We start from the raw sequence: 23,076 nt of genomic DNA, 5'->3' as shown, positions 1-23,076 counted from the left end.
CAGGCGGGGCCGGGGGTGGGTCAGCGGGCGAGGCGCGCCATCAGGCTCGACGCCTCCTGGCTGGCCGAACCCTCGGCGGCGAGGTGAGCGAGCGCAGGCGAGATCTCGCGGCCGTGGTGAGCCATGGCCTGCGCATACAGACGACCCGCACGGTAGGACGACCGCACCAGCGGACCGGCCATGACACCGGCGAACCCGACCTCCTGGGCGAACTCGGAGTGGTCGACGAACTCCTCCGGCTTGACCCACCGCTCGACGGGGTGGTGCCGCGGCGACGGACGCAGGTACTGGGTGATCGTCAGGATGTCGCAGCCCGCCTCGTGCAGGTCGACGATCGCCGACTGCACCTCCTGCGGGGTCTCGCCCATGCCGAGGATCAGGTTCGACTTCGTCACCAGGCCGAAATCACGCGCCGCGGTGATGACCTCGAGCGACCGCTCGTAGCGGAACGCCGGACGGATGCGCTTGAAGATGCGGGGCACCGTCTCGAGATTGTGGGCCAGCACCTCCGGCCGGGCGTCGAACACCTCGGCCAGCAGATCCGGCTTGGCATGGAAATCCGGGATCAGGTTCTCGACGCCGGTGCCCGGGTTGAGCCGGTGGATGGCGCGGACGGTCTCGGCGTAGAGCCAGGCGCCCTCGTCGGGCAGGTCGTCGCGGGCGACGCCGGTGATCGTCGAGTACCGCAGACCCATGGCCTGGACGCTCTCGGCGACACGACGCGGTTCGTCGCGGTCGAGGTCGGCGGGCTTGCCGGTGTCGATCTGGCAGAAGTCGCAGCGTCGGGTGCACTGCTCGCCGCCGATGAGGAAGGTGGCCTCGCGGTCTTCCCAGCACTCGTAGATGTTGGGGCAGCCGGCCTCTTCGCAGACGGTGTGCAAGCCCTCGCGCTTCACGAGTCCCTTGAGTTCGGTGAACTCCGGGCCCATCGTGGCGCGGGTCTTGATCCAGCTGGGCTTGCGCTCGATCGGGGTCTGCGCGTTTCGCACCTCGAGACGCAGCAGTTTGCGGCCTTCGGGGGCGGACGATGCGGGTGCGGGGGTCTTCGGTGCGGGAACCGAGGCCGGGGGTGTGGCGTCGGTGGCACCGGGTCCGGGGGTGAGAGGGGACGCGGTCACCGGACCGATCCTACGCTCGCGGTCGCGGGCTCATCGGATGCCGTCGGGTCGGCCTCCCGCGGGGTGTCCAGCGCGGTCAGAACCGCGGTCGCGGTGGCGTCGAGAAGGGACGCGACCGAAAGCGGTTGTGCCAGTTCACGGGCCAGCGAGGTGACGCCCGCGTCGGCGATCCCGCACGGCACGATGGCCTCGAACGCCGACATGTCGGGGTCGATGTTGAGGGCGAACCCGTGCAGCGCCACCCCGCGTGCCACGCGGATGCCGATCTGGCCGAGCTTGCGTTCGCCCGCGTCGTCGTCGATCCACACGCCCGAGCGGCCCTCGACGCGTCCGGTGACGACGCCGAGGTCGGCGCACACCGAGATGAGGGCGCTCTCGAGGCGTCGTACGTATTCGACGACGTCGAGCGGTTCGGCGAGCTTCACGATCGGGTAGCCGACGAGCTGCCCGGGGCCGTGCCAGGTGATGCGTCCACCGCGGTCGACGTCGACGACCGGCGCGCCGTTGGTGGGCCGGTCGGCGTCCTCGGTGCGCTTGCCCGCGGTGTAGGTCGACGGGTGTTCGAGCAGGAGCAGCACGTCATGATCGAGGATGCCGTCGGCTCGCTCGGTGGCCAGCTGGTGCTGCATCTCGTAGGCATCGCGGTACTCGACGGTGCCCAGGCGCCGGACCTCGACGGGCGAGGAATCGGCGCGGACGGAACGGTGGGTCATGATGCCGGCTTCGTCGCGTAGGCCAGGGCCTCGCGGATCTGGGGATGGTTGAACGTGAATCCGTGGTCGGTGAGCACGTGGGGTTCAACGCGTTGACTGAACAGAATCATTTCCTCGGCCATCTCACCGCCGACGCGGCGGGCGACGAACCCGGGTACCTGGAGGAGGGCGGGGCGGTGCACGGCCTTGCCGAGGGCCTTGCAGAACTCGCCGAAGGGGAGCGATCCGGGAGCACTCAGGTTGACCGGGCCGGCGATGTCGGGGGAGTCGAGGAGGAACTCGATAGCCCGCACCTCGTCGATGAGGCTGATCCAGGAAAAGTACTGCTTCCCGTCGCCGATCGGACCGCCGAGCCCCAGCTTGAACAGCGGACGCAGCTTGCCGAGCAGCCCGCCCTGCGCGCTGAGGACCGGCGCGGTCCGCAGCAGGACGACGCGGGTGCCCGGACCTGCGTTGGCGGTGGCCGCCCTTTCCCAGTCGACGACCAGCTCGGCGAGGAAACCCTCACCGGGACCGTCGGTTTCGACCGCGGCCCGGTTCCCGGTGTCACCGTAGAAGCCGGTCGCGCTGGCGCTGATGAACGTCGGGATGCCCAATTCGCGGACGGCCTCGGCGAGCACCTCGGTCGGCGCGATGCGCGAGTCGCGAAGCTCCTGTTTGAAACGACCGGTCCACCGGCTGTTGCCGACACCGACGCCCCCGAGGGAGACCACCGCGTCGACGCCGTCGAGGCTCTCGGCGGGCATCCCGATGGTCTCGGGATCCCAGCTGAACTCGTCGTCGGCGAGTGCCTCGCGGCGGACCAGACGGATGACCGTGTGGCCCGCCGCGCGCAGCGAGTTGACCAGGGCGTTACCGATGAGCCCCTGTGAACCTGCGACGGCTATGCGCATCGCTTGCCTCGACGTCGTCGTCTCGGCGCGAACCTAGAGACCCAGGTCCGCGGCGAACGAGGCCTCTTCGAGACGCTTCTTCACGGTGGTGAGGAAGCGGCCCGCGTCGGCGCCGTCGATGAGGCGGTGATCGTAGGTCAGCGGCAGGTACGACATCGACCGCACCGCGATCGACTCCGAACCGTCCTCGCCGGTGATGACGACCGGACGCTTGACGATCGCACCGGTGCCCAGCATCGCCGCCTGCGGCGGGACCAGGATCGGGGTGTCGAACAGGGCGCCCTGGCTGCCGATGTTGGTGATGGTGAAGGTGCCGCCGGCGAGCTCGTCGGGCTTGAGGCCGTTGGAACGTGCACGCGCCGCGATGTCGGCGATCGCGCGGGCGAGACCCGCTACCGACAGGTCGTCGGCGTTGTGGATGACCGGCGACAGGAGACCCTGCGGGGTGTCGACGGCGATGCCGAGGTGCACCTTGTCGTAGTAGGTGATCTCCTTGGCGTCCTCGTTGATCGACGCGTTCACGTTCGGGTGCGCCTTCAGTGCTTCGACGACGGCCTTCGCGATGAACGGGAGGTAGGTGAGGTTGACACCCTCGGACGCCTTGAAGCTCTCCTTGGCCGCCTTGCGCAGTCCGGCGATCTTGGTCATGTCGACCTCGAAGACCTGCGTGAGCTGAGCGGACTGCTGCAGCGACTCGCGGGTCTTCTTGGCGGTGATCTGGCGGATGCGGTTGACCTTCTGGGTGGTGCCGCGCAGCTCGGCGAGCTCGGGACGGATCTCCGGCGAAGCCGACGGGGCGGCGGACGCGGCGGCCGGCTCTGCCTTCTTCTCCGGCGCGGCGGCCGGCTTCTTTGCGGCCTCGGCCGCGGCCAGCACGTCCTGCTTGCGGATACGGCCACCGACACCGGTGCCCTTGATCGAGTTCAGGTCGATGTCGTTCTCCGCGGCCAGCTTGCGCACCAGCGGGGTCACGTACGGGGTCGACTCGACGGTCGGGGGAGCCGACTTCGCAGCGGCCTCTGCCTTGGGTTCGGGCTTGGGCTCTTCCTTCGGCTCCGGCTCGGGCTCTGCCTTCGGCTCTTCCTTCGGCTCTTCCTTGGCCTCGGGCTCGGGCTCGGGCTCCGGCTCGGGCTCGGGCTCCGGTGCGGGCTCCTTCTCGGACGGTGCGGCCGAGGCGTCGCCGATCACGGCCAGCTTGCCGCCGACCTCGACGACGTCGTCCTCCTGCGCGAGGATCTCGAGCAGGGTGCCGGCGACCGGCGAGGGGATCTCGGTGTCGACCTTGTCGGTGGAGACCTCGAGCAGCGGCTCGTCGGCGGCGACCTCGTCACCGACGGCCTTGAGCCAGTTGGTCACCGTGCCCTCGGTGACGGACTCACCGAGTTCGGGCATCAGGACGTCGGTGCCCTCGGCCGAGCCGGAACCGGTGTCCGCGGTCGGCTTCTCGGCGGGTGCTTCTTCCTCGGTGGAGGGCTCCTCGGCGGCCTGCTCGGGCTCGGGCTCCGGGGCTGCCTCGGTGGGCTCGTCGCCCCCGGCGGAGTCGTCGGAGCCGGAATCGTCGGAACCGGCCTCGTCGGCGTCGCCGATCAGTGCGAGTTCACCACCGACCTCGACGACGTCGTCCTCCTGGGCGATGATCTTCGTCAGCACACCCGCGGTGGGGGCCGGGATCTCGGTGTCGACCTTGTCGGTCGACACCTCCAGCAAGGGCTCGTCGGCCTCGACGGTGTCGCCCTCCTCCTTCAGCCACCGGGTGACTGTCCCCTCGGTGACACTTTCACCAAGGGCGGGCATCTGGACGGAGAAGGCCATCGTTGTGAACTCCTGAACTCGACGTGGTGGTCTGTAGGTGTGGCCCGTCGGTGTGTGCTCCGTGGGCACGGGGGTGGGAAGCGGTCAGGGGACCGCCGAGATGAGTGGCGGGTCAGCCACTCATCCCCGCGGATCACCCTACCCGCACGCCGCTTTGCCGACCGGGTTCGGCTCGTACTCGGCGGTAACGATTCTCAACCGTTGGCCGCGATGTCCTCGAGGACGGCGGCGATCGTCCGAACGGGTACGCCCGTGCCGCCCTTCGTCGTGTAGCCCCACGGGCCGCCGGTGTTGAACGCCGGTCCCGCGATGTCGATGTGGGCCCATGCGACACCCTCCGGCACGAATTCCTTGAGGAAGATGCCGGCGGCGAGCATGCCGCCCCAGCGATGCGGGGTGACGTTCGCGAGATCGGCCACCCGGGATTTCAGGTCGGCACGCAGTTCGGCGGGCAACGGCATCGCCCAGGCGTTCTCGCCGACCTCGGCCGACCGGGCGGCCACCCGATCGCGGAACTCGTCGGTGCCCATGACCCCCGGTGTGCGGGTGCCGAGCGCGACCATCTGCGCCCCGGTCAGGGTCGCGGTGTCGATGAGGTAGTCCGGGTCGTCCTCCGCTGCGCGCACGATCGCGTCGGCGAGGATCAGCCGGCCCTCGGCGTCGGTGTTGAGGACCTCGACCGTGCGTCCGCCGTACTGGGTCAGCACGTCGCCGGGACGCTGGGCGGTGGACGACGGCATGTTCTCGGCCATCGGCACGGTCGCGGTGACCGACACGTCGAGGTCGAGGCGGGCGGCCAGGATGGTCGCGGCGATGACCGCGGCCGCACCGCCCATGTCCGAGGTCATCTGATCCATGTTCGCGGCCGGCTTGATGGAGATGCCGCCGGTGTCGAAGGTGATGCCCTTGCCGACGAGTGCGACCTTCTTGGCCGACTTCTTGCCGGTGTGGGTCAGCCGCACCAGGCGCGGCAGCCGCGAGGAACCCTTTCCGACGCCGATGATGCCGCCGTACCCCTGCGCCTCGAGCTCCTTGTCGTCGAGGATCTCGACCTTCAGGCCGGCCTTGCTGCCGAGTGTGCGGGCGCGCGCCGCGAACTCCTCGGGGAAGAGGTGGCTGGGCGGGGTGTTGACGAAGTCGCGGGCGATGGCGACGGAGTCGGCGACCGCGATCGCGCGGTCGAGCTCGGCCTTGGCCTCCTTGGACTTCGACTCCACCAGCAGCGTGATGTGTTGCGGCGGTGTCTTCTTCGGCTTCGACGACTCGGAGCGGAACTCGTCGAACCGGTACGCGCCGAGGAACAGGCCTTCGGCGGCGGCGGCGAGGTTCACCGAGGAGAGGGTGGTCGCGACGGACTCGAAGCCGTCGAGTTCGCGGGCGACGATGCCCGCGGCCTGACGGACCTGTTCGTCGTCGTCGAGGTTGTCGGCGTCGCCGAGTCCGACCGCGACGACGACGTCGACGGGCAACGACTCGGGCGCGGCCAGGCGGGTGACCTCGCCGTGGGAGCCGGAGGCCCCGAGGGCGGTCAGTGCGGCGGTGATCGCCGCGGCCTGGGCGTCGTCGAGGACACCGTCGCCGATGGCGAGTGTCGGCTCGGCGGTGGACTCACCGTTGTCGCCGGCCCCCTCGTCGCCGCCCGGCGCGCTGATCAGGCCGATGACCAGGGCGGCGTCGCCCTTGCCGATCGAGGTGGACAGGTCGAATTCGGGGCCGCGCACGCGGTCGACGGTGTCGTTCTTGCTCATCCGCTCAACTCTGCCACAGCGCGCCGGACGGCGGCGGCGAGCGCGGGACCGCTCTGGTCCGCGTGTCCGGCCCGATACCGTAGGGCCCATGAGTGAACTCCTGGCCGGTCCCATCGCCGATCGTCACGCCGCACTCGGTGCGAGTTTCGCCGAGTTCGGCGGCTGGAACATGCCGGTGTCCTATGCGGGCACCGTCGCCGAGCACACCGCGGTTCGCGAGGCCGTGGCGATCTTCGACGTCAGCCACCTCGGCAAGGCGCTGGTGTCGGGGCCCGGCGCGGCCGAGTTCGTGAACTCGACCCTCACCAACGATCTCGGCAAGATCGTTCCCGGCAAGGCGCAGTACACGTTGTGCTGCAACTCCTCCGGCGGCGTCGTCGACGACCTCATCACCTACCTCGTGAGTGACGACGAGGTGTTCCTGGTGCCCAACGCGGCGAACACCGCGGCCGTCGTCGCGCAGATGTCCGCCGTTGCGCCCGAACAGATCTCGATCACCGATCAGCATCGCGAGTTCGCGGTGTTCGCGGTACAGGGCCCGCGGTCGCCGGAGGTCCTCGCCGGGCTGGGGCTGCCCGCGGACATGGAATACATGGCCTTCGCCGACGCCGAGCTCTCGACCGCGGACGGGAACAAGTCGGTGCGCGTGTGCCGCACCGGCTACACCGGGGAACGCGGCTACGAGATCCTGCCGAGGTGGGACGACGCCGGCGCCGTCTTCGACGTGCTGCTCGAGGCGATCACCGCCGCCGGCGGGCAGGCCGCGGGTCTCGGCGCGCGCGACACCCTGCGGACCGAGATGGGTTACGCCCTCCACGGTCACGAACTGAGCCCGGAGATCACCCCGGTGCAGGCGCGTTCGAGCTGGGCCGTCGGCTGGGACAAGCCGTCGTTCTTCGGTCGCGACGCACTGTTCGCCGAGAAGGAGGCCGGACCGGCGCGTCGACTCTACGGACTCAAGGCCACCGGGCGCGGCGTGCCGCGCGCCGACTGTCCGGTCCGACTCGGGGACACGCAGATCGGTGTGGTCACCTCCGGGACGTTCTCGCCGACCCTCAAACAGGGCATCGCGCTGGCACTCCTGGACACCGCATCGGGCGTCGCCAAGGGCGATCAGGTGATCCTCGACGTCCGAGGGCGTGACCTGCCGTGTGAGGTGGTCATCCCGCCGTTCGTGCCCTCGCACGTCTGACCCCGGACGTCTGACCCTGCTCCGCGGGTCGTCCCACACACGCCGGACGGGCTCGTAAATGCTTTTGGACCCGGCGGTACCATGGGCGCCATGACCTTGGAGTTCAACCGTACCGAGCATCCCCATCCGGTGTCGGAGAACCGTCGCGCGGAGATCCTCTCCGCCCCGGGCTTCGGCCAGTACTTCACCGACAACATGGTGATGATCGACTACGACAAGGACCAGGGCTGGCACAACGCGCAGGTACGGCCGTACGGGCCGATCGCGCTCGATCCCTCGGCGATGGTGCTCCACTACGGCCAGGAGGTCTTCGAAGGCCTGAAGGCCTACCGGCAGCCCGACGGTTCGATCGCCGCATTCCGTCCGGAGGCCAACGCCGAGCGCCTGCAGCGCAGCGCCGAGCGCCTGGCGATGGCGTCGCTGCCCGTCGAGGATTTCATCGGATCGCTCAAAGCGCTTCTCGCCGCCGACAACGCGTGGGTTCCGCCGTCAGGCGGTGAGGAGTCGCTCTACCTGCGGCCCTTCATGTTCGCCTCGCAGGCGGGCCTCGGCGTCAACGCGCCGTCGTCGCAGTACATCTACTCCGTCATCGCCTCGCCGGCCGGTGCCTACTTCTCCGGCGGCATCAAGCCGGTGAGCGTGTGGCTGTCCACGGAGTACGTCCGCGCCGCCCCGGGCGGTACCGGCTTCGCCAAGTGCGGCGGCAACTACGCCGCGGCCTTCCTCGCGCAGCGGCAGGCCACCGAGCAGGGCTGCGACCAGGTCGTCTGGCTCGACGCCATCGAGCGCCGCTACATCGAGGAGATGGGCGGCATGAACCTGTTCTTCGTGTTCGGGTCCGGTGCCGACGCACGCCTCGTCACCCCGGAACTGACGGGTTCGCTGCTCCCGGGCATCACCCGGTCGTCGCTGCTGACGCTGGCCACCGACGCCGGGTTCGCGGTCGAGGAACGCAAGATCACCACCGAGGAGCTCCGCAAGGGCGTCGCCTCGGGCGACATCACCGAGGTCTTCGCCTGTGGCACCGCCGCAGTGATCACCCCGGTCGGCCGCGTCCGGGGCGTGGGCGAGGACTACACGATCAACAACGGTGCGACCGGTGAGGTCACGCAGGCTCTGCGCGACACCCTCACAGGTATCCAGCGCGGCACCTTCGCCGACACCCACGGGTGGATGACGGAGCTGTACCGCCCGTAAGGGATACGCGACGAGGTCGACGATTCGCGTCGCCACCCTCGCTCCCTGAGCCTGAATCTTTCACGGTTGAGTGGGTTTTCGCTGATCGGTTGTCGGTTCGGTGTGCGGTGGTCGGTACTGGTGTGTGGGCGGGGTGGATCGCCAGCGTTCGGTTCGCTGGTTGTTCGGGTTCCTGGGGCGGGGGGTGGGGGCGGCTGTGACCGGGTGCGTTGACCGGGGGGCTGGTTACGCGGCGAGGCGTTGCCAGCCGTGGCGTATGTGGTGGTTGTAGGGCCAGTCGGTGGGTAGTTGCAGGGTGGTGGTGCGGGCGTGGGTGATGATTTTGCCGGCGACGGTGAGCAGGCGGTGGCGCAGGCGTTTGGGTTCCCAGCGGCGGATGGGGTGGTGGCGGTGGTAGCCCAGGGTTTGGGTCCAGGCGAGCAGGTCGGAGGCCAGGGCGACGATGTCGAGCCAGAGTTGATTTTTGGCGAATGAGTCGAAGGGCAGGTTGGCCATGCCGGTGTCTTTGAGGCAGCGGATACGGTCTTCGGCGCGGGCGCGTTGGCGGTGACGTAGTTCCAGGGTCGGCAGGGTCCAGCCGCGGCCGCGGGTGTTGGTGGCGAACACGGTGTAGCGGCGGCCCTCGATGTCGGTGATGAGGTGTTGGGCTCCGTTGTGGGGGTATTCGCGGCGCACGATCAGCCGCATCCCGGGTGGCCAGGGTTCGTAGGCGGTTTCTCCATCACGGACCGGGCGCGGCAGGGTGATCTCGGCGACCTGGGCATCAGCGCGTGGATCGGCATCGTCGTTGGTGATCGCGGTGACCCAGGCAGCTTCAGACAGCATGGCCAACGCGTCTTTGACCAGTTCGGAGATGGTGAACCCGACCGAGTACTGCAGATTCTGCTCGGCCAGGTGGGCCAGGAACTTCTTGGCACACCCGGCCGAATCGGTACGTATGAGCACCTGGGCGCGTTCGGCGGCGGGTAGCTGGGCCAACGCCGCCTCGAGGGCCGCGATGTGCATGTCGGCACCCTTGGGTGAGGCACCTCCACGCCGTAGGTCCAGGTGCAGGGTCTCCCCGGTGCCGAAGGCGCCGTGGTCGACGAACGAACACATCGGGGAATGCCCGAACACCCGTTTATAGGTTTTCTGGGCCTGTTCTTTCGCCGAGCCGGCCGTCACGGTCGTGGCATCGAGATCGACGATCACCAGCCCGCCATCGACGCTGCCCGCGATGCCCTCCAACGGGCGGGCGGTGGCCCACACCCGCTCCCGCGCTGCGGCGCGAGCCGCACTGATCGCGGTACTGACTGCCTCGACATCAGCAGCTAGCCGGGTGATCACCCGCGACATCGTGGGATCCGAGGCCACCTGCCCGTACACCTGTGGCTGAGCCCGGACCGCGGCCACATCGGCCACGCAGTCACCACCGGCGGCCAAGGTCATCGCCAGATCCAGCACGATCTTGGCCGGGTCGTGGACGGCGGCCGTTGTCCGCCACGGCGCCATGGCCGCGGTCAGGTCAGCGCCCAGGCCCGAGACGTCCACGGTTTTCGTCAGCAACACTGCGCCCGAGGTCGTCACCACCGACTCCGTGCGCGTGGGGTCCACCATCATCTTGGGATACAAGTTATTCTTCACCTGCGAGGTGCCTTTCTCCCTGTGACTATTTGTTTGTGGTGAATCAATAATCACAAGGCAGACAGGCACTTTCGCGTATCACACGCCGGACGTCAGCAACATCAGTGAAATATCCAGGCTGAATCACCCCAGGTTTGATACCGCTTCCTTCTGAGTCAGGAAGGATGAGCACATGCCTAAGAAAATCGACCCGGAGGTCCGTTCGAGGGCCTTGCGGTTGCTGGAGACCCACGGCGGCGAGTACACGTCGTTGACTGCCGCGGCCGAAGCGATCGCCAAGCAGGTCGGTGTCGGCGGGGAGACGGTACGTCGATGGGCCGTACAAGCCCAGATCGATGCCGGCGCCCGCTCCGGGACCACTACGAAGGAGTCCGCCGAGATCAAGCGCCTCAAGGCCGAGAACAAGCAGTTACGAGAAGACGTTGCCATTCTGAAAGCAGCGACAACTTTCTTCGCGGGGGAACTCGACCCCCGCAACCGATGATCGTGGCGTTCATAGATCAAATGCGCGCCAACGGGTTTGCGGTCGAGTCGATCTGCCGGGTCCTGCGTGGGCAGGGCTGCCAGATTGCCGCACGAACCTACCGGGCATGGCGATCACGCACGCCTGCCGCACGGACGGTCTCTGATGCCCACGTCGTCGATGCGGTGCGCACTGTCGTCTGGCGCACCGGTGACGACGGCCGGCGGAAGATGACTCCCGAGGGCCTCTACGGGCGGGTGAAGATGCGCGCCCATCTGCATCGCACAACTCTGCCTGGGGTGTCCTATGGCGCCGTTGATCGAGCGATGAAAGTGTTAGGCCACCAAGGAATTCGACGGTCGAAGGGAGTCCGAACGACCGTCAGATCCGCTGATGGTGTCCGCGCGGAGGATCTGTTGAACCGACAGTTCAGTGCTGCCGAACCGAACCGGGTTTGGGTGACCGATTTCACCTACTGCCGGACCTGGGCTGGGTGGGTGTATGTGGTGTTCATCATCGACGTGTTCTCCCGTCGAATCGTGGCATGGCATGCCTCGACATCGAAGTCGGTGGAGTTGGTGACAGTCCCGCTTCGGATGGCACTGTGGCAGCGCAATCGGGAAGGGCATCCGGTGAAAGCTGCTGAGCTTATTCATCATTCGGATGCCGGAAGTCAGTACACATCGGTTACACTGACTGAGCGTCTGCGACTCGAAGACATCGCAGCGTCGATCGGATCGGTCGGGGACGCCTACGACAACGCGCTGGCCGAGTCGGTGAACGGCTTGTACAAGACCGAGTGCATCCGGACCACGATCTTCCACTCCGGCCCGTACCGGACGATCTCCGACGTCGAGTTCGCGACCGCTGGTTGGGTCGACTGGTACAACAACAGCAGGTTGCACTCGAGTATTGGCCAGATTCCCCCGACCGAGTTCGAAACGCTCCACTACGCTGGCCTCGGCCCCGAGGACCAGCCCACATTGGAGGCGGCACAAAACCTAGGGTGATTCAGGCTGAGGTGCGAGGAGCGTTCGCGTCGCCACCCTCGCTCCCTGAGCCTGGATCCGTGGACGGGTTGTCGGGAGGTGTAGTTTGGGCTGCTTCTGTGGTTGATCAGGTTGTGGGCGTGGGGTATTCGCTGATCTTTGTCAGCTTTTTCACTGGGGTTCCTGGTGGTGGGTGGATGTGTTGGGGTGTTGGGGTCAGGGGGTGTTCACCGCGGTCCACAGGGTGGTGAATGCGTGGTGCCAGGGCCAGTGTCGGGGTAGGTGCAGGATGGGTGTTCGTGCTGGTCGGGCCAGTCGGGCGGGTACGGCGACCAGGGTGCGTCGTAGTGTCGCTCCGCGCGCGGCGCGCAGTCTGGCCGAGCTGGTGAGCGCGGCGAGGGTGCGCATGAGGTTGTGGCTGATGGCGGTCAGGGCCAGCCAGGCGGCGTTGGCGCCGAAGACGCCGGAGGGTAGATGGGCCAGTGGTCCGTCGATGAGGTCGGCGAACACGGTCTCGATGACGGCGTGGGCGCGGTGATTGATGTCGGCGGTGATGGTGTCGTCGGTGGTGTTGGTGAAAAACGAGTGATACCGCCATGCCGGCATCAGGGTGTCGGTGTCGGCAGGGTGGTGTGCTTTGACTCGCCGCACGATGAGTCGGGCGGTGATCGGGTGTGGCGAGAGTGGTCTGACCGTGTAGGTGGTTTCGGCGATTTCGGCATCAGAGATCAACGCGCCGGTGTCGGGGTCGGTGACCGCCCCGGGATAGACCACTGGGGTCCAGGCATCCTCGCCGATGGCTGAGATCGCGCGGGTGATCGCGGTGTTGGTCCGTAGGACCAGCGAGAACGTGGCTCCCAGGCGTTGGCAGGTAGCCATCACCTCAGCTGATCCGTAGGCCGCATCAGCGCGCACGGTGATCTCACCGGCGGCCCCGCAACGCCGGGCGGTGGCGATGGTTTGCGCGATCATCGTTGCGGCCCCGGCACCGGAGGCGGCGCGGCCGGCGCGCAGCCAGGCGTTAGCGATCACCGGTGGGTACTCGGGTGCGCTGAGGGTGGCGATCAGCGGCGACAGACCCCGACGCAGCAGTTCACGTCCGGCGATCTTGGCGTGTCCGTAGGAGGCGCCGGTCTTCTGATAGCCATAGACCGGACGCAGCAGGGAATCGATATCGACGAACACTCGGGCACCGTTAGTGGGCAACAACCCTGCCCGGGCGCACATCGCCGGCAGGGAGCGGGTCATCACGGCGTTGAGTTGTCGGGCATGCCCGGGAGTGAACTCACGCAGGGTTTGTCCGATCGTGGCCGGGGCGTACACGCGGTCGAACAAGCGTCGGTGCCCGCCGCTGCGGACGATGCCGAGGTCGTCGATACTGTCCGCGCCGCAACATAACCCGGCGATCACGGTCAGCAGTTTCGCTTCCAAGTTGGCTCCGGCTGAGGCGACCCGGGTGGTGCCCAGATCGACCCGTTTGGCCAGCAGCGCGGCCACCCCGGTCGAGCGCGCCAATTCCATCACCGGTACCAGCCCGGCATGCGACACGAGATTGTCGTCGTCAAAGAGTGCGGACGTGGCCGAGAAGCTGTGTGATACTTTCACTGAAAGTGCCTTCTGAGCTGGGATGTTTTGTGTCTCAACACCACCAATCATCCCAGCTCAGAGGGCACTTTTATGTCACCGACACCCCACACCCCTCCACGGATCCAGGCTCAGGGAGCAGCGTGTCGCTTCGCTCGCACCTCGGGGAGCAGCGTGTCGCTTCGCGCGCACCTCGGGGAGCAGTGGGTCGCTTCGCGCGCATCTCAGGGAGCAGCGTGTCGCTTCGCTCGCACCGTGGAGCTGAGGTGCGCACTCCCGCAAGGGTTTTCCGGGTCGTCAGATGAGCAGGCCGACGACGGCCAGGGCGACACCGAGTTCGATGGTCGCGCCCAGGACGTCGCCGTTCAGTCCGCCCATGCGCCGTGCACAGTGCCGGGTGAACACCCACGCGAACGCCACGACCGCGAGGACGACGAGGAGTCCCTGTGCGACGGCGGCGAGATCGACGCCGGACCCGTTGTCGCGCAGACCGATCGGGACCGCGGCCGCGGCGGCGACCAGGCACCACACCGGGATCGAGAGTCGTTGGGTGCCGGCGACGAGGGCGCCGAAACCGTTCGGATGGGCGGGGGAGATCGACCTCCGGGTGCCGACCACGGCGCCGATCCTTCCCAGGGCGACGGCGAAAGCGATCTCATACCAACGTGATTCGCCGACGAGGCCGGTGAATCCGGCTGCCTGCACGCCCAGGGCGAGAACCAGGGTCGCGACACCGAACGGGCCGACGGTCCCGCTGCGCATGACCTCGGCGACCCGCTCCGGCGGTCCGTAGCATCCGAGCCCGTCGGCGGTGTCGGCCAGACCGTCGAGATGCATTCCGCGAGTGAGCGCTGCACACAGGACGACGACCAGGATGCCGACGAGTGCGACCGGCGCGTCGGTGTACGACAGTCCGAGAGCCAGGACCGATGCGGCGGCACCCACCACGATGCCGACGACGGGGAGCGCGGACATCACCGCACCGCCCAGTGGGCGATCGGGAGCCTCGTCCGGGCAGGTACCCGTGCCGACGGGGAGGACGGTCATCCAGCACAGCGCGGTCCGAACGGCCCGGAGTGGCGCGATCATCGCCGAACCGGCCGTCTCATGCGGTCACCGACGACGCCATGTCCAGCGGTCAGATCGACTCGGGGGCGGCTTCGGGTCCGGCGGAGTCGTCGCGGTCGGTCACGCCGGCCTCGGCGAAGGTCGCCATCGAGATGAGGATGTCGGCGGCCGACTGCACGACCGGCAACGCGAGGACCGCCCCGCTGCCCTCGCCGAGTCGCATCGACAGGTCGAGGACCGGCTCGAGGTCGAGGTGATCGAGCGCGATCTGGTGCGCGGGTTCGACCGAGCGGTGGCCGGAGATCCACCAGCGCATCGCACCGGGGGCCAGCTCGTTGGCGACCATCGCGGCCGCGGTGATCACGACGCCGTCGAGGATCACGGGTGTGCGACGGAGCGCGGCCTGGGCGAGGAAGCCCGCGGTGGCCGTCAGGTCCGCGCCGCCCACTGCGGCGAGCAGGGCGAGCGGATCGTGGACCACCTTGCGGGCGCGGCGCATCCCGTCGCGGATCGCGGCGGTCTTCCGCATCCAACCGTGGTCGTCGATACCCGTTCCGCGCCCGACGATCTCGACCGGCTCGCGCCGTGTGAGCGCACCGATCAGAACGGTCGCCGGGGTGGTGTTGCCGATGCCCATCTCGCCGGCGATCAGCAGGTCGCTGCCCGAGTCGATGAGCCGATCGGCGATCGCCCGGCCGGCGGCCAGCGCCGCGCGGGCCTCGGCGAGGCTGATCGAGTCGGTGGTGCGCAGGTCCTCGCTGCTGCGGCGGACCTTGAACGTCGAGAGGTGGGGAGCGGTGTCGGCGTCGACGGACATGTCCACGACCGTGACCGTGGCCCCGACACGAGCGGCCATCACGTTGACCGCGGCTCCACCGGACTCGATGTTCGCGACCATCTGCGCGGTGACCTCGGGCGGGAACGCGGAGACACCACCGCGGGCGACGCCGTGGTCGCCGGCGAAGACGACGACGCTCGGCGAGGTGATCGGGGCGGGCGGGCACTGACCCTGGCAAGCGGAGATCCAGACGCCGATCTCCTCGAGGCGTCCCAGCGAACCCGGCGGCTTGGTCAGCGTCGCCTGGCGTTCGCGGGCTTCGAGGGCGATCGCCTCGCTCGGGGGAGTGATCGGTCCGAAGACCTCGGCGTCGGTGGGATCGGGGAGCTCGCCGTCGGTCGTGACCGGCGTGGGTTCGGTGACCGGCCCGGGCGTGACCGGGGCCGGGGTGGCAACCGGTGCGATGGTGACCGGCGCCGCGGCGGAAACCGTTGCGCGGGCGGAGTCTTCGGCAGTCGAAGCGCGCGGCAGGTCGAGCACGCGGCCCGCGACCACGAGCGACACCCGGTCGGACACCTGCGCGACCGCCGAGTTGAGCGTGCCCAGCAGATCCTGGAACAGCCGGCCCGCAGGGGTCGGGGGGACCAGGGAGAGTCCGACCTCGGAACTGATCAGCACCACGTCGGCGTCCATCGCCCGCAGCGCCTCGCAGAGTTCGGCGATGTCGGCGTCGAGGTCGATCTCCGAGCCCGAATCCCAACCGTCGACGGCGTCGATCCGGGCGGTGAGCCAGTTCCCGAGGTCGTCGATGAGTGCCGGGATGTCGGGTGCGGCACGCAATGCCCCGACGAGATCGGTGGTCTCGATCGTCGTGTACCGGTCGTCGCGACGTCGGCGGTGGGTGTCGACCCGCGCCGTCCACTCGGCGTCGGAGGTGGTCACCGGGCCGGTGGCCAGGTAACGGATCTGCTGATGCGCGCGGAGGAGCGACTCGCCGTATGCGGATTTACCCGAACGCACACCGCCCAGGACGAGTGTGCGCGTAGCGCGATCGGCCATCGATCAGACTTCGTCGCCGCGCGACACCGAAGGCTTGGGCGCACGCATCTTCCGGAGCTGCATGGCTCGGGTGAACGCGTACCAGCCGAGCTTGAACCCGCCGTCCGCCGAGTCCGGATAGCGTTCGGCCACACGACGATTCACGAGACGGCCGAGGATCACACCGTCGACGGCCATCAGCACGACGAAGGCGACGAGGATCAGGTTGGTAAGGGCCGCCGCCTGCGGCACCAGGAACATCAGCACGATCAGCAGGATCGCGAACGGCATGAACAGGCCGGCGAAGTTGCGTCGTGAGTCGACCATGTCGCGGGTGTAGCGACGGACCGGGCCCTTGTCGCGGGGCATGAGGTAGGCCTCGTCGCCCTCCATCATCCGCTCACGCTGCTCGAGACGCTTGGCGCGCCGCTCCGCGGAGAGCTGCTTCTTCTCCTCCTTGGTGAGGGTGCTCTTCAGCTCCTTCTTGCGTGCGCGGGCCTCGGACCGGTTGGTCGGGGGCGGCGCGACGGGACCACGGCGCTTCTCGGCCTCACGACGCTTCGGCGTCGGGCGCCCCTTGCCGGGGGTGGTCTTGCTGCCCTTGACCGGCGCGGAGTCCTCGGTGGCCGCGTCGTCCGCGACGAACGTGGTCACCGAGCTCTCGCCGGATTCCTCCGACGTTTCGTCCTTTTTCCATGGCAGCTTCACGTCTACGAGGGTAGGTGATCGCGATTGCGGTCGAAACGCGTGGTCGTCGCTTTTCGGTGGACCCTTCCGGTAGCCCGAATCGGTCACCCTGCCGGGTGACCGCGGCGTCCCTATACTTCGTGCTCATGACCCCGGACGGAAGTCGGCGATTGCGCATCCTGATCGCGCCGGATTCCTTCGGCGACACCATGTCCGCCGTCGTCGCATCGGCCGCGATCTCCCGCGGCTGGGCGGCCGCCCGACCGGACGACACGCTCGTCCTCGCGCCGCAATCCGACGGCGGGCCGGGGTTCGTCGACGTTCTGGCCTCGCGGTTCGGCGAGATCGTCGCCGAGGACGTGCACGGTCCGCTCGGTGCCGGCGTCACCGCGCACTGGCTCTTCGACGACGCGTCGTCGACCGCCTACGTCGAATGCGCCCAGGCCTGTGGTCTTCATCAACTGGGCGGGCGTCCGACCCCGCGGACCGCGGTCGCGGCCACCACGCACGGAGTCGGCGAGCTCGTGGCGGCGGCACTCGCGCGTGGCGCACGACACCTCGTCGTCGGACTCGGCGGCAGCGCCACCACCGACGGCGGCGCGGGACTCGTCGACGCGCTCGGCGGACCGGAGCGGGCGCGCGAACGACTTGCCGGCGTCGAGATCGTCGTGGCGTCGGATGTGGAGAACCCGCTGCTCGGTTCGCTGGGCGCCGCCGCGGTGTTCGGACCGCAGAAAGGCGCCGACCCCGAGACCGTCCAACTGCTCGAGAAACGCCTGACGGAGTGGTCGGTCACGCTGAACGAGCTCGCCGGGCGCGACGTCACCGCCGACGCCGGTGCCGGCGCAGCGGGTGGGCTGGGAGCCGCCCTCATTGCTCTCGGTGGCAGCCGGGTGTCCGGGGCGACCGTCGTCGCCGACGCCACCGACCTGACCGCCGACGTCGCTGCCGCCGACCTCGTCATCACCGGCGAGGGCAGGTTCGACTCGCAGACACTGCGCGGAAAGGTGGTCTCGGCCCTGCACAACGCGGCGTCGACCTCCGGTGCGTCGGGTGCCGGAGCGCAGACGGTGGTGCTCGCGGGGCAGGTCACGCTCTCGCCGGCGGAGATCGCGGAGTCGGGCATAGTCGGTGCGCATGCCATCGTCGACGTCGCCGGCTCGGTGGAAGTCGCCATGGACGACGCGGAGAACCAACTCGTCCGGCTCGCGGAGAAGGTCGCCGGGTCGGTTGCGGGGCGCTGACCTCGATACGCGGCGTCCTCACTGCGTTCGGTCGGCGCTACTCGGCCGGCGGTGGTTCACGCCGGACGAGTCATTGCGACGAGCGCCGGGTTCTCTCGCTGGTTGTGTAGGCGAGGAGCTTGGGACCGGGCGCTGGGTTGTGTCGCTGGTTGAGTGGGCGAGGCGCTTGGGACCGGGCGCTGGGTTGTGTCGCTGGTTGAGTGGGCGAGGCGCTTGGGACCGGGCGCTGGGTTGTGTCGCTGGTTGAGTGGGCGAGGCGCTTGGGACCGGGCGCTGGGTTGTGTCGCTGGTTGAGTGGGCGAGGCGCTTGGGACCGGGCGCTGGGTTCTCTCGCTGGTTGAGTAGGCGAGGCGCTTGGGACCGGGCGCTGGGTTCTCTCGCTGGTTGAGTAGGCGAGGAGCTTGCGACGAGCCGTATCGAAACCAGGTACGAGTCGGCGGGAATACCGCAGGAGGGAGTACGGTTGTACGCACGGGCACAACCGGTCGACCTCCCGGCGAGCGGGGTGTTTCCCGATCATGTGCGGGGCAGCGGGTCCCGCGACGCGATCGGGCCACGTCACACCGGGACCACACCACTACAGGAGCATCAATGACCGTGCAGAACGAAACGGGCACTGCCACCGGCATCATCCTCAGCGATGCAGCCGCTGTGAAGGCAAAGGCACTGCTCGACCAGGAAGGTCGCGACGACCTCGCGCTGCGCATCGCCGTGCAGCCCGGTGGATGCGCTGGTCTGCGCTACCAGCTCTTCTTCGACGATCGCACCCTCGACGGCGACATCACCTCCGACTTCGGCGGCGTCACGCTGGCCGTCGACCGGATGAGCGCGCCCTATGTGCAGGGTGCCACCATCGACTTCGTCGACACCATCGAGAAGCAGGGCTTCACCATCGACAACCCGAACGCCACCGGCAGCTGCGCCTGCGGCGACTCGTTCAACTGAGTCGATCACATTCTCTGACACCGGCCGTATCCCCTTTCGGGATGCGGCCGGTGTCGTATGTCGGGGGAGTGGGTAGCGTGGACAGCTGTCCGACCAAACATCTGAAGGGCTGAGAACGCTAGTGGCAATCGTTGTATGCGGGTCCATCGCAACCGACCATCTGATGAAGTTCCCCGGCAAGTTCTCCGAGCAGCTGCTCGGAGACCACCTCGAACACATCTCGCTCAGCTTCCTCGTGGAGGACCTCGTCGTGCGCCGCGGCGGCGTCGGCGGCAACATCTGCTACGCCATGGGCCAGCTCGGCGGCAATCCGGTGCTCGTCGGAGCGGTCGGTTCGGACTTCCACGACTACCGGAAGTGGCTCGAGTCCAACGGCGTCGACTGCCGCGGCGTCCGGGTCTCGGAGACCCACCACACCGCCCGCTTCATGTGCACGACCGACGAGACGATGGCGCAGCTCGCCACCTTCTACGCGGGCGCCATGAGCGAGAGCCGCGACATCTCCCTCGCCGACGTCATCGCCGAGACCGGTGCACCGGAACTCGTGCTCATCGGCGCCGACGACCCGGCCGGCATGCTCAGCCACACCGAGGCGTGCCGCTCGGCGGACATCCCGTTCGCCGCCGACCCGAGCCAGCAGCTCGCCCGCCTCGACGGCGAGCAGGCCCGGACCCTGATCGACGGCGCCGCCTACCTGTTCACCAACGAATACGAGTGGGGCCTGCTGCGCCAGAAGGCCGGCCTGTCCGAGGCGCAGGTCGCGCAGATGGTCGGCGTCCGCATCACGACCCTCGGCAAGGACGGCGTCGAGATCGTCGAGCGCGACGGCACCCGCATCCATGTCCCCGTCGTGCCGGAGACCGCCAAGGTCGACCCGACCGGCGTCGGCGACGGCTTCCGCGCCGGCTTCCTGTCGGCCCTGTCCAAGGGGCTCGGCTTCGAACGCGCCGCACAGGTCGGCTCGATGGTCGCCGTCCTGGTCCTCGAGACCGTGTCGACACAGGACTGGTCCTGGGACGCAGAATCGGCGTTCGCACGCATCGAGGGTGCCTACGGCGCCGAAGCGGCTGCGGAGATCAAAGCCGCTTTCTGAGACGTTTCGTTCGCGGACGGGTGGTGCAGGCTACGGCCGGCACCACCCGTTTTGCCGTTCAGGGGCTGGTGACCGGTCTGACATTGCCGCCGGAAGCCGCCGTGTGACAGCGTGGAGGCAGAGTCCGCTCTTCTGGACTCCCGGACGAGGGGTGCTGTACCCGGTGAGCGACAAGACGGCCCGCAGGAGGCTGTCATGTCGTGGTTGATCCTGGTGGTGTCCGGTGTTCTCGAAGCCGTGTGGGCCACCGCGCTGGGCAAATCCGAGGGCTTCACCAAGCTCGCGCCGTCGGTGGTCTTCTTCGTGGCGCTGGGCGCCAGCATGGCCGGCCTGGCCTATGCGATGCGCGATCTGCCGGTCGGCACCGCCTACGCCGTGTGGGTCGGCATCGGCGCGGTGCTGACCGTCGTCTACGCGATGGCGACCGGTGAGCAGCCGGTTTCGCTGGTCCAGGCGCTGTGCCTGGTGATGATCGTCGGCGGCGTCATCGGCCTCAAACTGGCCCACTGAGCGCGCGCCTGACCACTGAAAACCGCCCCTGGTAAGCGCCCTTCAGAGGCTCGCCGAACGCACTATCGGGCCCGAATTTTGCCTCAGCCCGCTATGTCGTCGGTTCGTCTGGCGAGGGTCGTTTCCAGGGGCGGTTTCCAGGGGTGGTTTTCGGGGCCGGGGCGACAGGGGCTAGAGGCGGACCGGATACGTGTGGTCGACGATGTCCGGCACGATCGTGCCCTCGACGAAGATCCCGTGCCAGATCATGAAGATCAGCACCGTCCACAGGCGACGGCTGTTGTCGACCACGCCTTCCCGATGCTCGTTCAGCATCGCGATCACCGCGTTCTTGTCGAAGATGTGATCGGTCTGACTTCTGGTGATCGTGTCGTGCGCCCAGTCGTACATCTCGGTGCCCGCCAGCCAGTGCCGGATAGGGACCGGGAAGCCGAGCTTCTTGCGGTGCAGGACGTGTGCCGGGACGATCTGCTCGAGCGCCTTGCGCAGCGCGTACTTGGTGGTGCCGTGCGAGATCTTCTCGTCGTGCGGCAGTCGCTCGGCGATGGCGAAGACCTCCGGATCGAGGAACGGCACACGCAGCTCGAGTGAGTTGGCCATGGTGATCTTGTCGGCCTTCACGAGGATGTCGCCGCGCAGCCACGTGAACAGATCGAGATGCTGCATGCGGGCCACCGGATCCCAGCCCTCGCTCATCGCGTAGATCGGTGCGGTGACGTCGGTGTGGGTCCACTCGGGCCGGTAGTCGCGCAGCACCGCGCGCAGCCGCGCGTCGTCGAAGCTGCGGGCGTTGCCGTAGTAGCGCTCCTCGAGGGTGAGCGAGCCGCGGTGCAGCAGGCTCTTGCCGCGGGTGCCCTCCGGGATGCGGTCGGAGATCTTGCCGGCCGCGCGGCGCAGCGGGCGGGGAGACGGTCGAAGGCCGCGAGCGACAGCGGTTCCTTGTAGATCGTGTAGCCGCCGAAGAGTTCGTCGGCGCCCTCACCGGACAGCACGACCTTCACGTGCTTGCGTGCCTCCGCGGCGACGAAGTACAGCGGGACGAGAGCGGGGTCGGCGACCGGGTCGTCGAGATACCAGACGATCGACGGCAGCGCCTCGATGAACTCCGACGGTCCGACGACCTTGACGACGTGCTTCGCGCCGATCGCCTCGGCCGACTCGGCGGCCACGTCGACCTCCGAATAGCCCTCACGCTCGAAACCGGTGGTGAAGGTGATCAGGTCGGGGTTGTGGCGGATCGCCAGCGCGGCGATCGCCGTCGAGTCGATGCCGCCCGACAGGAACGAGCCGACCGTCACGTCGGCGCGCATGTGCTTCGCCACCGAATCCGCGAGCACGTCCGCGATCTCGTCGTAGCGCTTCTGCCGTGTGGCGTCGGTGACCGGACGCACACCGAACTGCGGCGTGAAGTAGCGGCGGATCGACAGCGGGCTGCCGGGGGTGGCGGTGGCGTGGCACCCCGACTCCAGTCGGCGGATCGACGCGTGGATGGTCTCGGGTTCCGGGACGTACTGCAGCACGGTGTAGTGCTCGACCGCGCGCGGGTCCAGTTCCTTGGTCAGGCCGACGCGCTCGATCAGTTCGAGGAGGGACTTCTTCTCGCTGCCGAAGACCAGGCCGCCGGGGCCCGACGCGACGAACAGCGGCTTGATGCCGAACGGGTCGCGGGCGAGGAACAGCGACCGGTTCTCGGTGTCCCAGATGGCGAACGCGAACATGCCGCGGAGGCGCCGCACCGCGTCGGGACCCCAGTGGTGGAAGGCGGCGACGATCGCCTCGCCGTCACCCTCGGTGCGGAAGATCGCTCCCTCGTCCCTGGTGAGCTCCGCCCGGATCTCCAGGTAGTTGTAGATCTCGCCGTTGAAGACCAGCGCGTAGCGGTTCGGGTTCTCCGGCGGTCCCCAGCGCAGCGGCTGATGCGAGTGCTCGATGTCGATGATCGACAGGCGGTTGAATCCGAAGACGATGTTCTCGTCATGCCAGGTGCCGGGCTCGTCGGGGCCGCGATGCCGCATGCAGTGCGAGGCCACCGCCACCGCGTCGACGACCTCGGCGGCCGTCCGGTCGGATGTCAGAAGGCCGAGCAGACCACACACGTTGGTTTCTCCCCAATCTCGTCGCGATGAACAGGTCCCGACGCACATCGGGTCGCGTCCGAGTATGCCTGAGCCACCTGCGCGATTCCGACCTGGAGTGCTCGGACACGGCCGGATCAAACCCCAATCACGAAAGCTTCTCCGGGTTGGTCTACGCTGCGTAGTACTAGGTGCAAGACTTCGTTGTGTGTCCACGGCGGGGCCTTGCCCTTGCAGGTCATGTGGCATGCACTCACTACGGCGCACGGGCGCCGGTGAGCGAGCAGGAAGGCGTGAAATTGGCAC

Annotated in this window: 17 protein-coding genes, 1 pseudogene, 1 riboswitch and 1 other annotated feature; of the genes and pseudogenes, 7 read left to right on the top strand and 11 right to left on the bottom strand. The window is 68.2% G+C overall.

The features are described from left to right. Positions 1-20: 20 nt before the first annotated feature. The 5 genes from lipA to BLU62_RS10425 form a co-directional block, all read right to left on the bottom strand. On the bottom strand, positions 21-1,118 hold the full coding sequence (gene lipA, locus BLU62_RS10445; protein ID WP_074849405.1) for a lipoyl synthase: 1,098 nt from the start codon (positions 1,116-1,118) through the stop codon (positions 21-23). After that, positions 1,115-1,831 carry a lipoyl(octanoyl) transferase LipB gene (gene lipB / locus BLU62_RS10440; RefSeq protein WP_074849403.1) on the bottom strand — a complete coding sequence of 239 codons (717 nt, stop codon included), beginning with the start codon at positions 1,829-1,831 and terminating at the stop codon, positions 1,115-1,117. Before lipB ends, lipA begins: the two co-directional genes overlap by 4 nt. Continuing rightward, positions 1,828-2,724, bottom strand: coding sequence for a TIGR01777 family oxidoreductase (locus BLU62_RS10435; RefSeq protein WP_074849401.1), 897 nt, complete (start codon positions 2,722-2,724; stop codon positions 1,828-1,830). The genes lipB and BLU62_RS10435 overlap by 4 nt, the downstream gene beginning before the upstream one ends. A 33-nt stretch (positions 2,725-2,757) precedes the next feature. Beyond that, positions 2,758-4,536 carry a 2-oxoglutarate dehydrogenase, E2 component, dihydrolipoamide succinyltransferase gene (sucB, locus tag BLU62_RS10430; protein ID WP_074849400.1) on the bottom strand — a complete coding sequence of 593 codons (1,779 nt, stop codon included), beginning with the start codon at positions 4,534-4,536 and terminating at the stop codon, positions 2,758-2,760. Between the two features lie 194 nt (positions 4,537-4,730). Next, positions 4,731-6,284, bottom strand: coding sequence for a leucyl aminopeptidase (locus tag BLU62_RS10425; protein ID WP_074849399.1), 1,554 nt, complete (start codon positions 6,282-6,284; stop codon positions 4,731-4,733). Positions 6,285-6,372: 88 nt separating this feature from the next. Here BLU62_RS10425 and gcvT point away from each other — a divergent pair, with 88 nt between their 5' ends. Both gcvT and BLU62_RS10415 read left to right on the top strand, forming a co-directional pair. After that, positions 6,373-7,476, top strand: a complete 1,104-nt coding sequence (gene gcvT / locus BLU62_RS10420) for a glycine cleavage system aminomethyltransferase GcvT (RefSeq protein ID WP_074849398.1) — start codon at positions 6,373-6,375, stop codon at positions 7,474-7,476. A 90-nt stretch (positions 7,477-7,566) separates the two neighbouring features. Further along, positions 7,567-8,673 carry a branched-chain amino acid aminotransferase gene (locus BLU62_RS10415; protein WP_074852819.1) on the top strand — a complete coding sequence of 369 codons (1,107 nt, stop codon included), beginning with the start codon at positions 7,567-7,569 and terminating at the stop codon, positions 8,671-8,673. Between the two features lie 225 nt (positions 8,674-8,898). On the opposite strand, the gene BLU62_RS10410 is transcribed toward BLU62_RS10415, so the two are convergent. Beyond that, positions 8,899-10,272, bottom strand: a complete 1,374-nt coding sequence (locus tag BLU62_RS10410; RefSeq protein ID WP_342028655.1) for an IS1380 family transposase — start codon at positions 10,270-10,272, stop codon at positions 8,899-8,901. 196 nt (positions 10,273-10,468) lie between these two features. Here BLU62_RS10410 and BLU62_RS10400 point away from each other — a divergent pair. Then, positions 10,469-11,769, top strand: a protein-coding gene (locus tag BLU62_RS10400; protein ID WP_099047828.1) for an IS3 family transposase whose coding sequence is annotated in 2 segments (ribosomal slippage) — positions 10,469-10,742 and positions 10,742-11,769 — 1,302 coding nt in all. Because the reading frame shifts where the segments join, the coding sequence is not laid out codon by codon here. Continuing rightward, positions 10,741-10,872, top strand: a sequence feature (AL1L pseudoknot). It overlaps the preceding gene by 132 nt. 195 nt (positions 11,770-11,964) lie before the next feature. Here the strand turns inward: BLU62_RS10400 and BLU62_RS10395 are convergent. From BLU62_RS10395 to BLU62_RS10380, 4 genes are all read right to left on the bottom strand, one after another. Continuing rightward, positions 11,965-13,353 (bottom strand): IS1380 family transposase, encoded by a 1,389-nt coding sequence (locus BLU62_RS10395; protein WP_084811776.1) that lies wholly within the window; start codon positions 13,351-13,353, stop codon positions 11,965-11,967. 276 nt (positions 13,354-13,629) lie between these two features. After that, positions 13,630-14,421 carry an adenosylcobinamide-GDP ribazoletransferase gene (locus BLU62_RS10390; RefSeq protein ID WP_074849396.1) on the bottom strand — a complete coding sequence of 264 codons (792 nt, stop codon included), beginning with the start codon at positions 14,419-14,421 and terminating at the stop codon, positions 13,630-13,632. A 49-nt stretch (positions 14,422-14,470) separates the two neighbouring features. Beyond that, positions 14,471-16,237, bottom strand: a complete 1,767-nt coding sequence (cobT, locus tag BLU62_RS10385; RefSeq protein WP_074849395.1) for a nicotinate-nucleotide--dimethylbenzimidazole phosphoribosyltransferase — start codon at positions 16,235-16,237, stop codon at positions 14,471-14,473. A 3-nt stretch (positions 16,238-16,240) separates the two neighbouring features. Beyond that, a complete protein-coding gene (locus BLU62_RS10380; protein ID WP_074849394.1) occupies positions 16,241-16,924 on the bottom strand; it encodes a DUF3043 domain-containing protein in 684 nt (227 codons plus the stop codon). 149 nt (positions 16,925-17,073) lie between these two features. Here BLU62_RS10380 and BLU62_RS10375 point away from each other — a divergent pair, with 149 nt between their 5' ends. The 4 genes from BLU62_RS10375 to BLU62_RS10360 all read left to right on the top strand — a co-directional run bounded on the left by BLU62_RS10375 (position 17,074) and on the right by BLU62_RS10360 (position 20,695). Next, positions 17,074-18,147, top strand: coding sequence for a glycerate kinase family protein (locus tag BLU62_RS10375; protein ID WP_074852817.1), 1,074 nt, complete (start codon positions 17,074-17,076; stop codon positions 18,145-18,147). A 591-nt stretch (positions 18,148-18,738) separates the two neighbouring features. Continuing rightward, complete coding sequence (locus BLU62_RS10370; protein WP_074849393.1) at positions 18,739-19,092, top strand: HesB/IscA family protein; 354 nt, start codon at positions 18,739-18,741, stop codon at positions 19,090-19,092. 121 nt (positions 19,093-19,213) lie between these two features. After that, positions 19,214-20,185, top strand: a complete 972-nt coding sequence (locus BLU62_RS10365; protein ID WP_208863623.1) for a carbohydrate kinase family protein — start codon at positions 19,214-19,216, stop codon at positions 20,183-20,185. A 117-nt stretch (positions 20,186-20,302) separates the two neighbouring features. Further along, positions 20,303-20,370: riboswitch (guanidine-III (ykkC-III) riboswitch) on the top strand. A 10-nt stretch (positions 20,371-20,380) separates the two neighbouring features. Next, positions 20,381-20,695 carry a DMT family transporter gene (locus tag BLU62_RS10360; RefSeq protein ID WP_074849391.1) on the top strand — a complete coding sequence of 105 codons (315 nt, stop codon included), beginning with the start codon at positions 20,381-20,383 and terminating at the stop codon, positions 20,693-20,695. Positions 20,696-20,866: 171 nt separating this feature from the next. On the opposite strand, the pseudogene asnB reads toward BLU62_RS10360, so the two are convergent. Next, positions 20,867-22,839: pseudogene (gene asnB, locus BLU62_RS10355) on the bottom strand (asparagine synthase (glutamine-hydrolyzing)). Positions 22,840-23,076 lie beyond the last annotated feature (237 nt).

The organism is Gordonia westfalica, assembly GCF_900105725.1.
Classification (GTDB): Bacteria; Actinomycetota; Actinomycetes; order Mycobacteriales; family Mycobacteriaceae; genus Gordonia; species Gordonia westfalica.
The sequence above is the reverse complement of the archived record's forward strand: the minus strand, read 5'-3'. Positions and strand labels throughout refer to the sequence as shown.

Coding starts and splice junctions, on each gene's coding strand:
- lipB (WP_074849403.1), bottom strand. CDS start 1,831: ATGACCCACCGTTCCGTCCGCGCCGATTCCTCGCCCGTCGAGGTCCGG.
- BLU62_RS10435 (WP_074849401.1), bottom strand. CDS start 2,724: ATGCGCATAGCCGTCGCAGGTTCACAGGGGCTCATCGGTAACGCCCTG.
- sucB (WP_074849400.1), bottom strand. CDS start 4,536: ATGGCCTTCTCCGTCCAGATGCCCGCCCTTGGTGAAAGTGTCACCGAG.
- BLU62_RS10425 (WP_074849399.1), bottom strand. CDS start 6,284: ATGAGCAAGAACGACACCGTCGACCGCGTGCGCGGCCCCGAATTCGAC.
- gcvT (WP_074849398.1), top strand. CDS start 6,373: ATGAGTGAACTCCTGGCCGGTCCCATCGCCGATCGTCACGCCGCACTC.
- BLU62_RS10415 (WP_074852819.1), top strand. CDS start 7,567: ATGACCTTGGAGTTCAACCGTACCGAGCATCCCCATCCGGTGTCGGAG.
- BLU62_RS10410 (WP_342028655.1), bottom strand. CDS start 10,272: ATGATGGTGGACCCCACGCGCACGGAGTCGGTGGTGACGACCTCGGGC.
- BLU62_RS10390 (WP_074849396.1), bottom strand. CDS start 14,421: ATGATCGCGCCACTCCGGGCCGTTCGGACCGCGCTGTGCTGGATGACC.
- cobT (WP_074849395.1), bottom strand. CDS start 16,237: ATGGCCGATCGCGCTACGCGCACACTCGTCCTGGGCGGTGTGCGTTCG.
- BLU62_RS10370 (WP_074849393.1), top strand. CDS start 18,739: ATGACCGTGCAGAACGAAACGGGCACTGCCACCGGCATCATCCTCAGC.
- BLU62_RS10360 (WP_074849391.1), top strand. CDS start 20,381: ATGTCGTGGTTGATCCTGGTGGTGTCCGGTGTTCTCGAAGCCGTGTGG.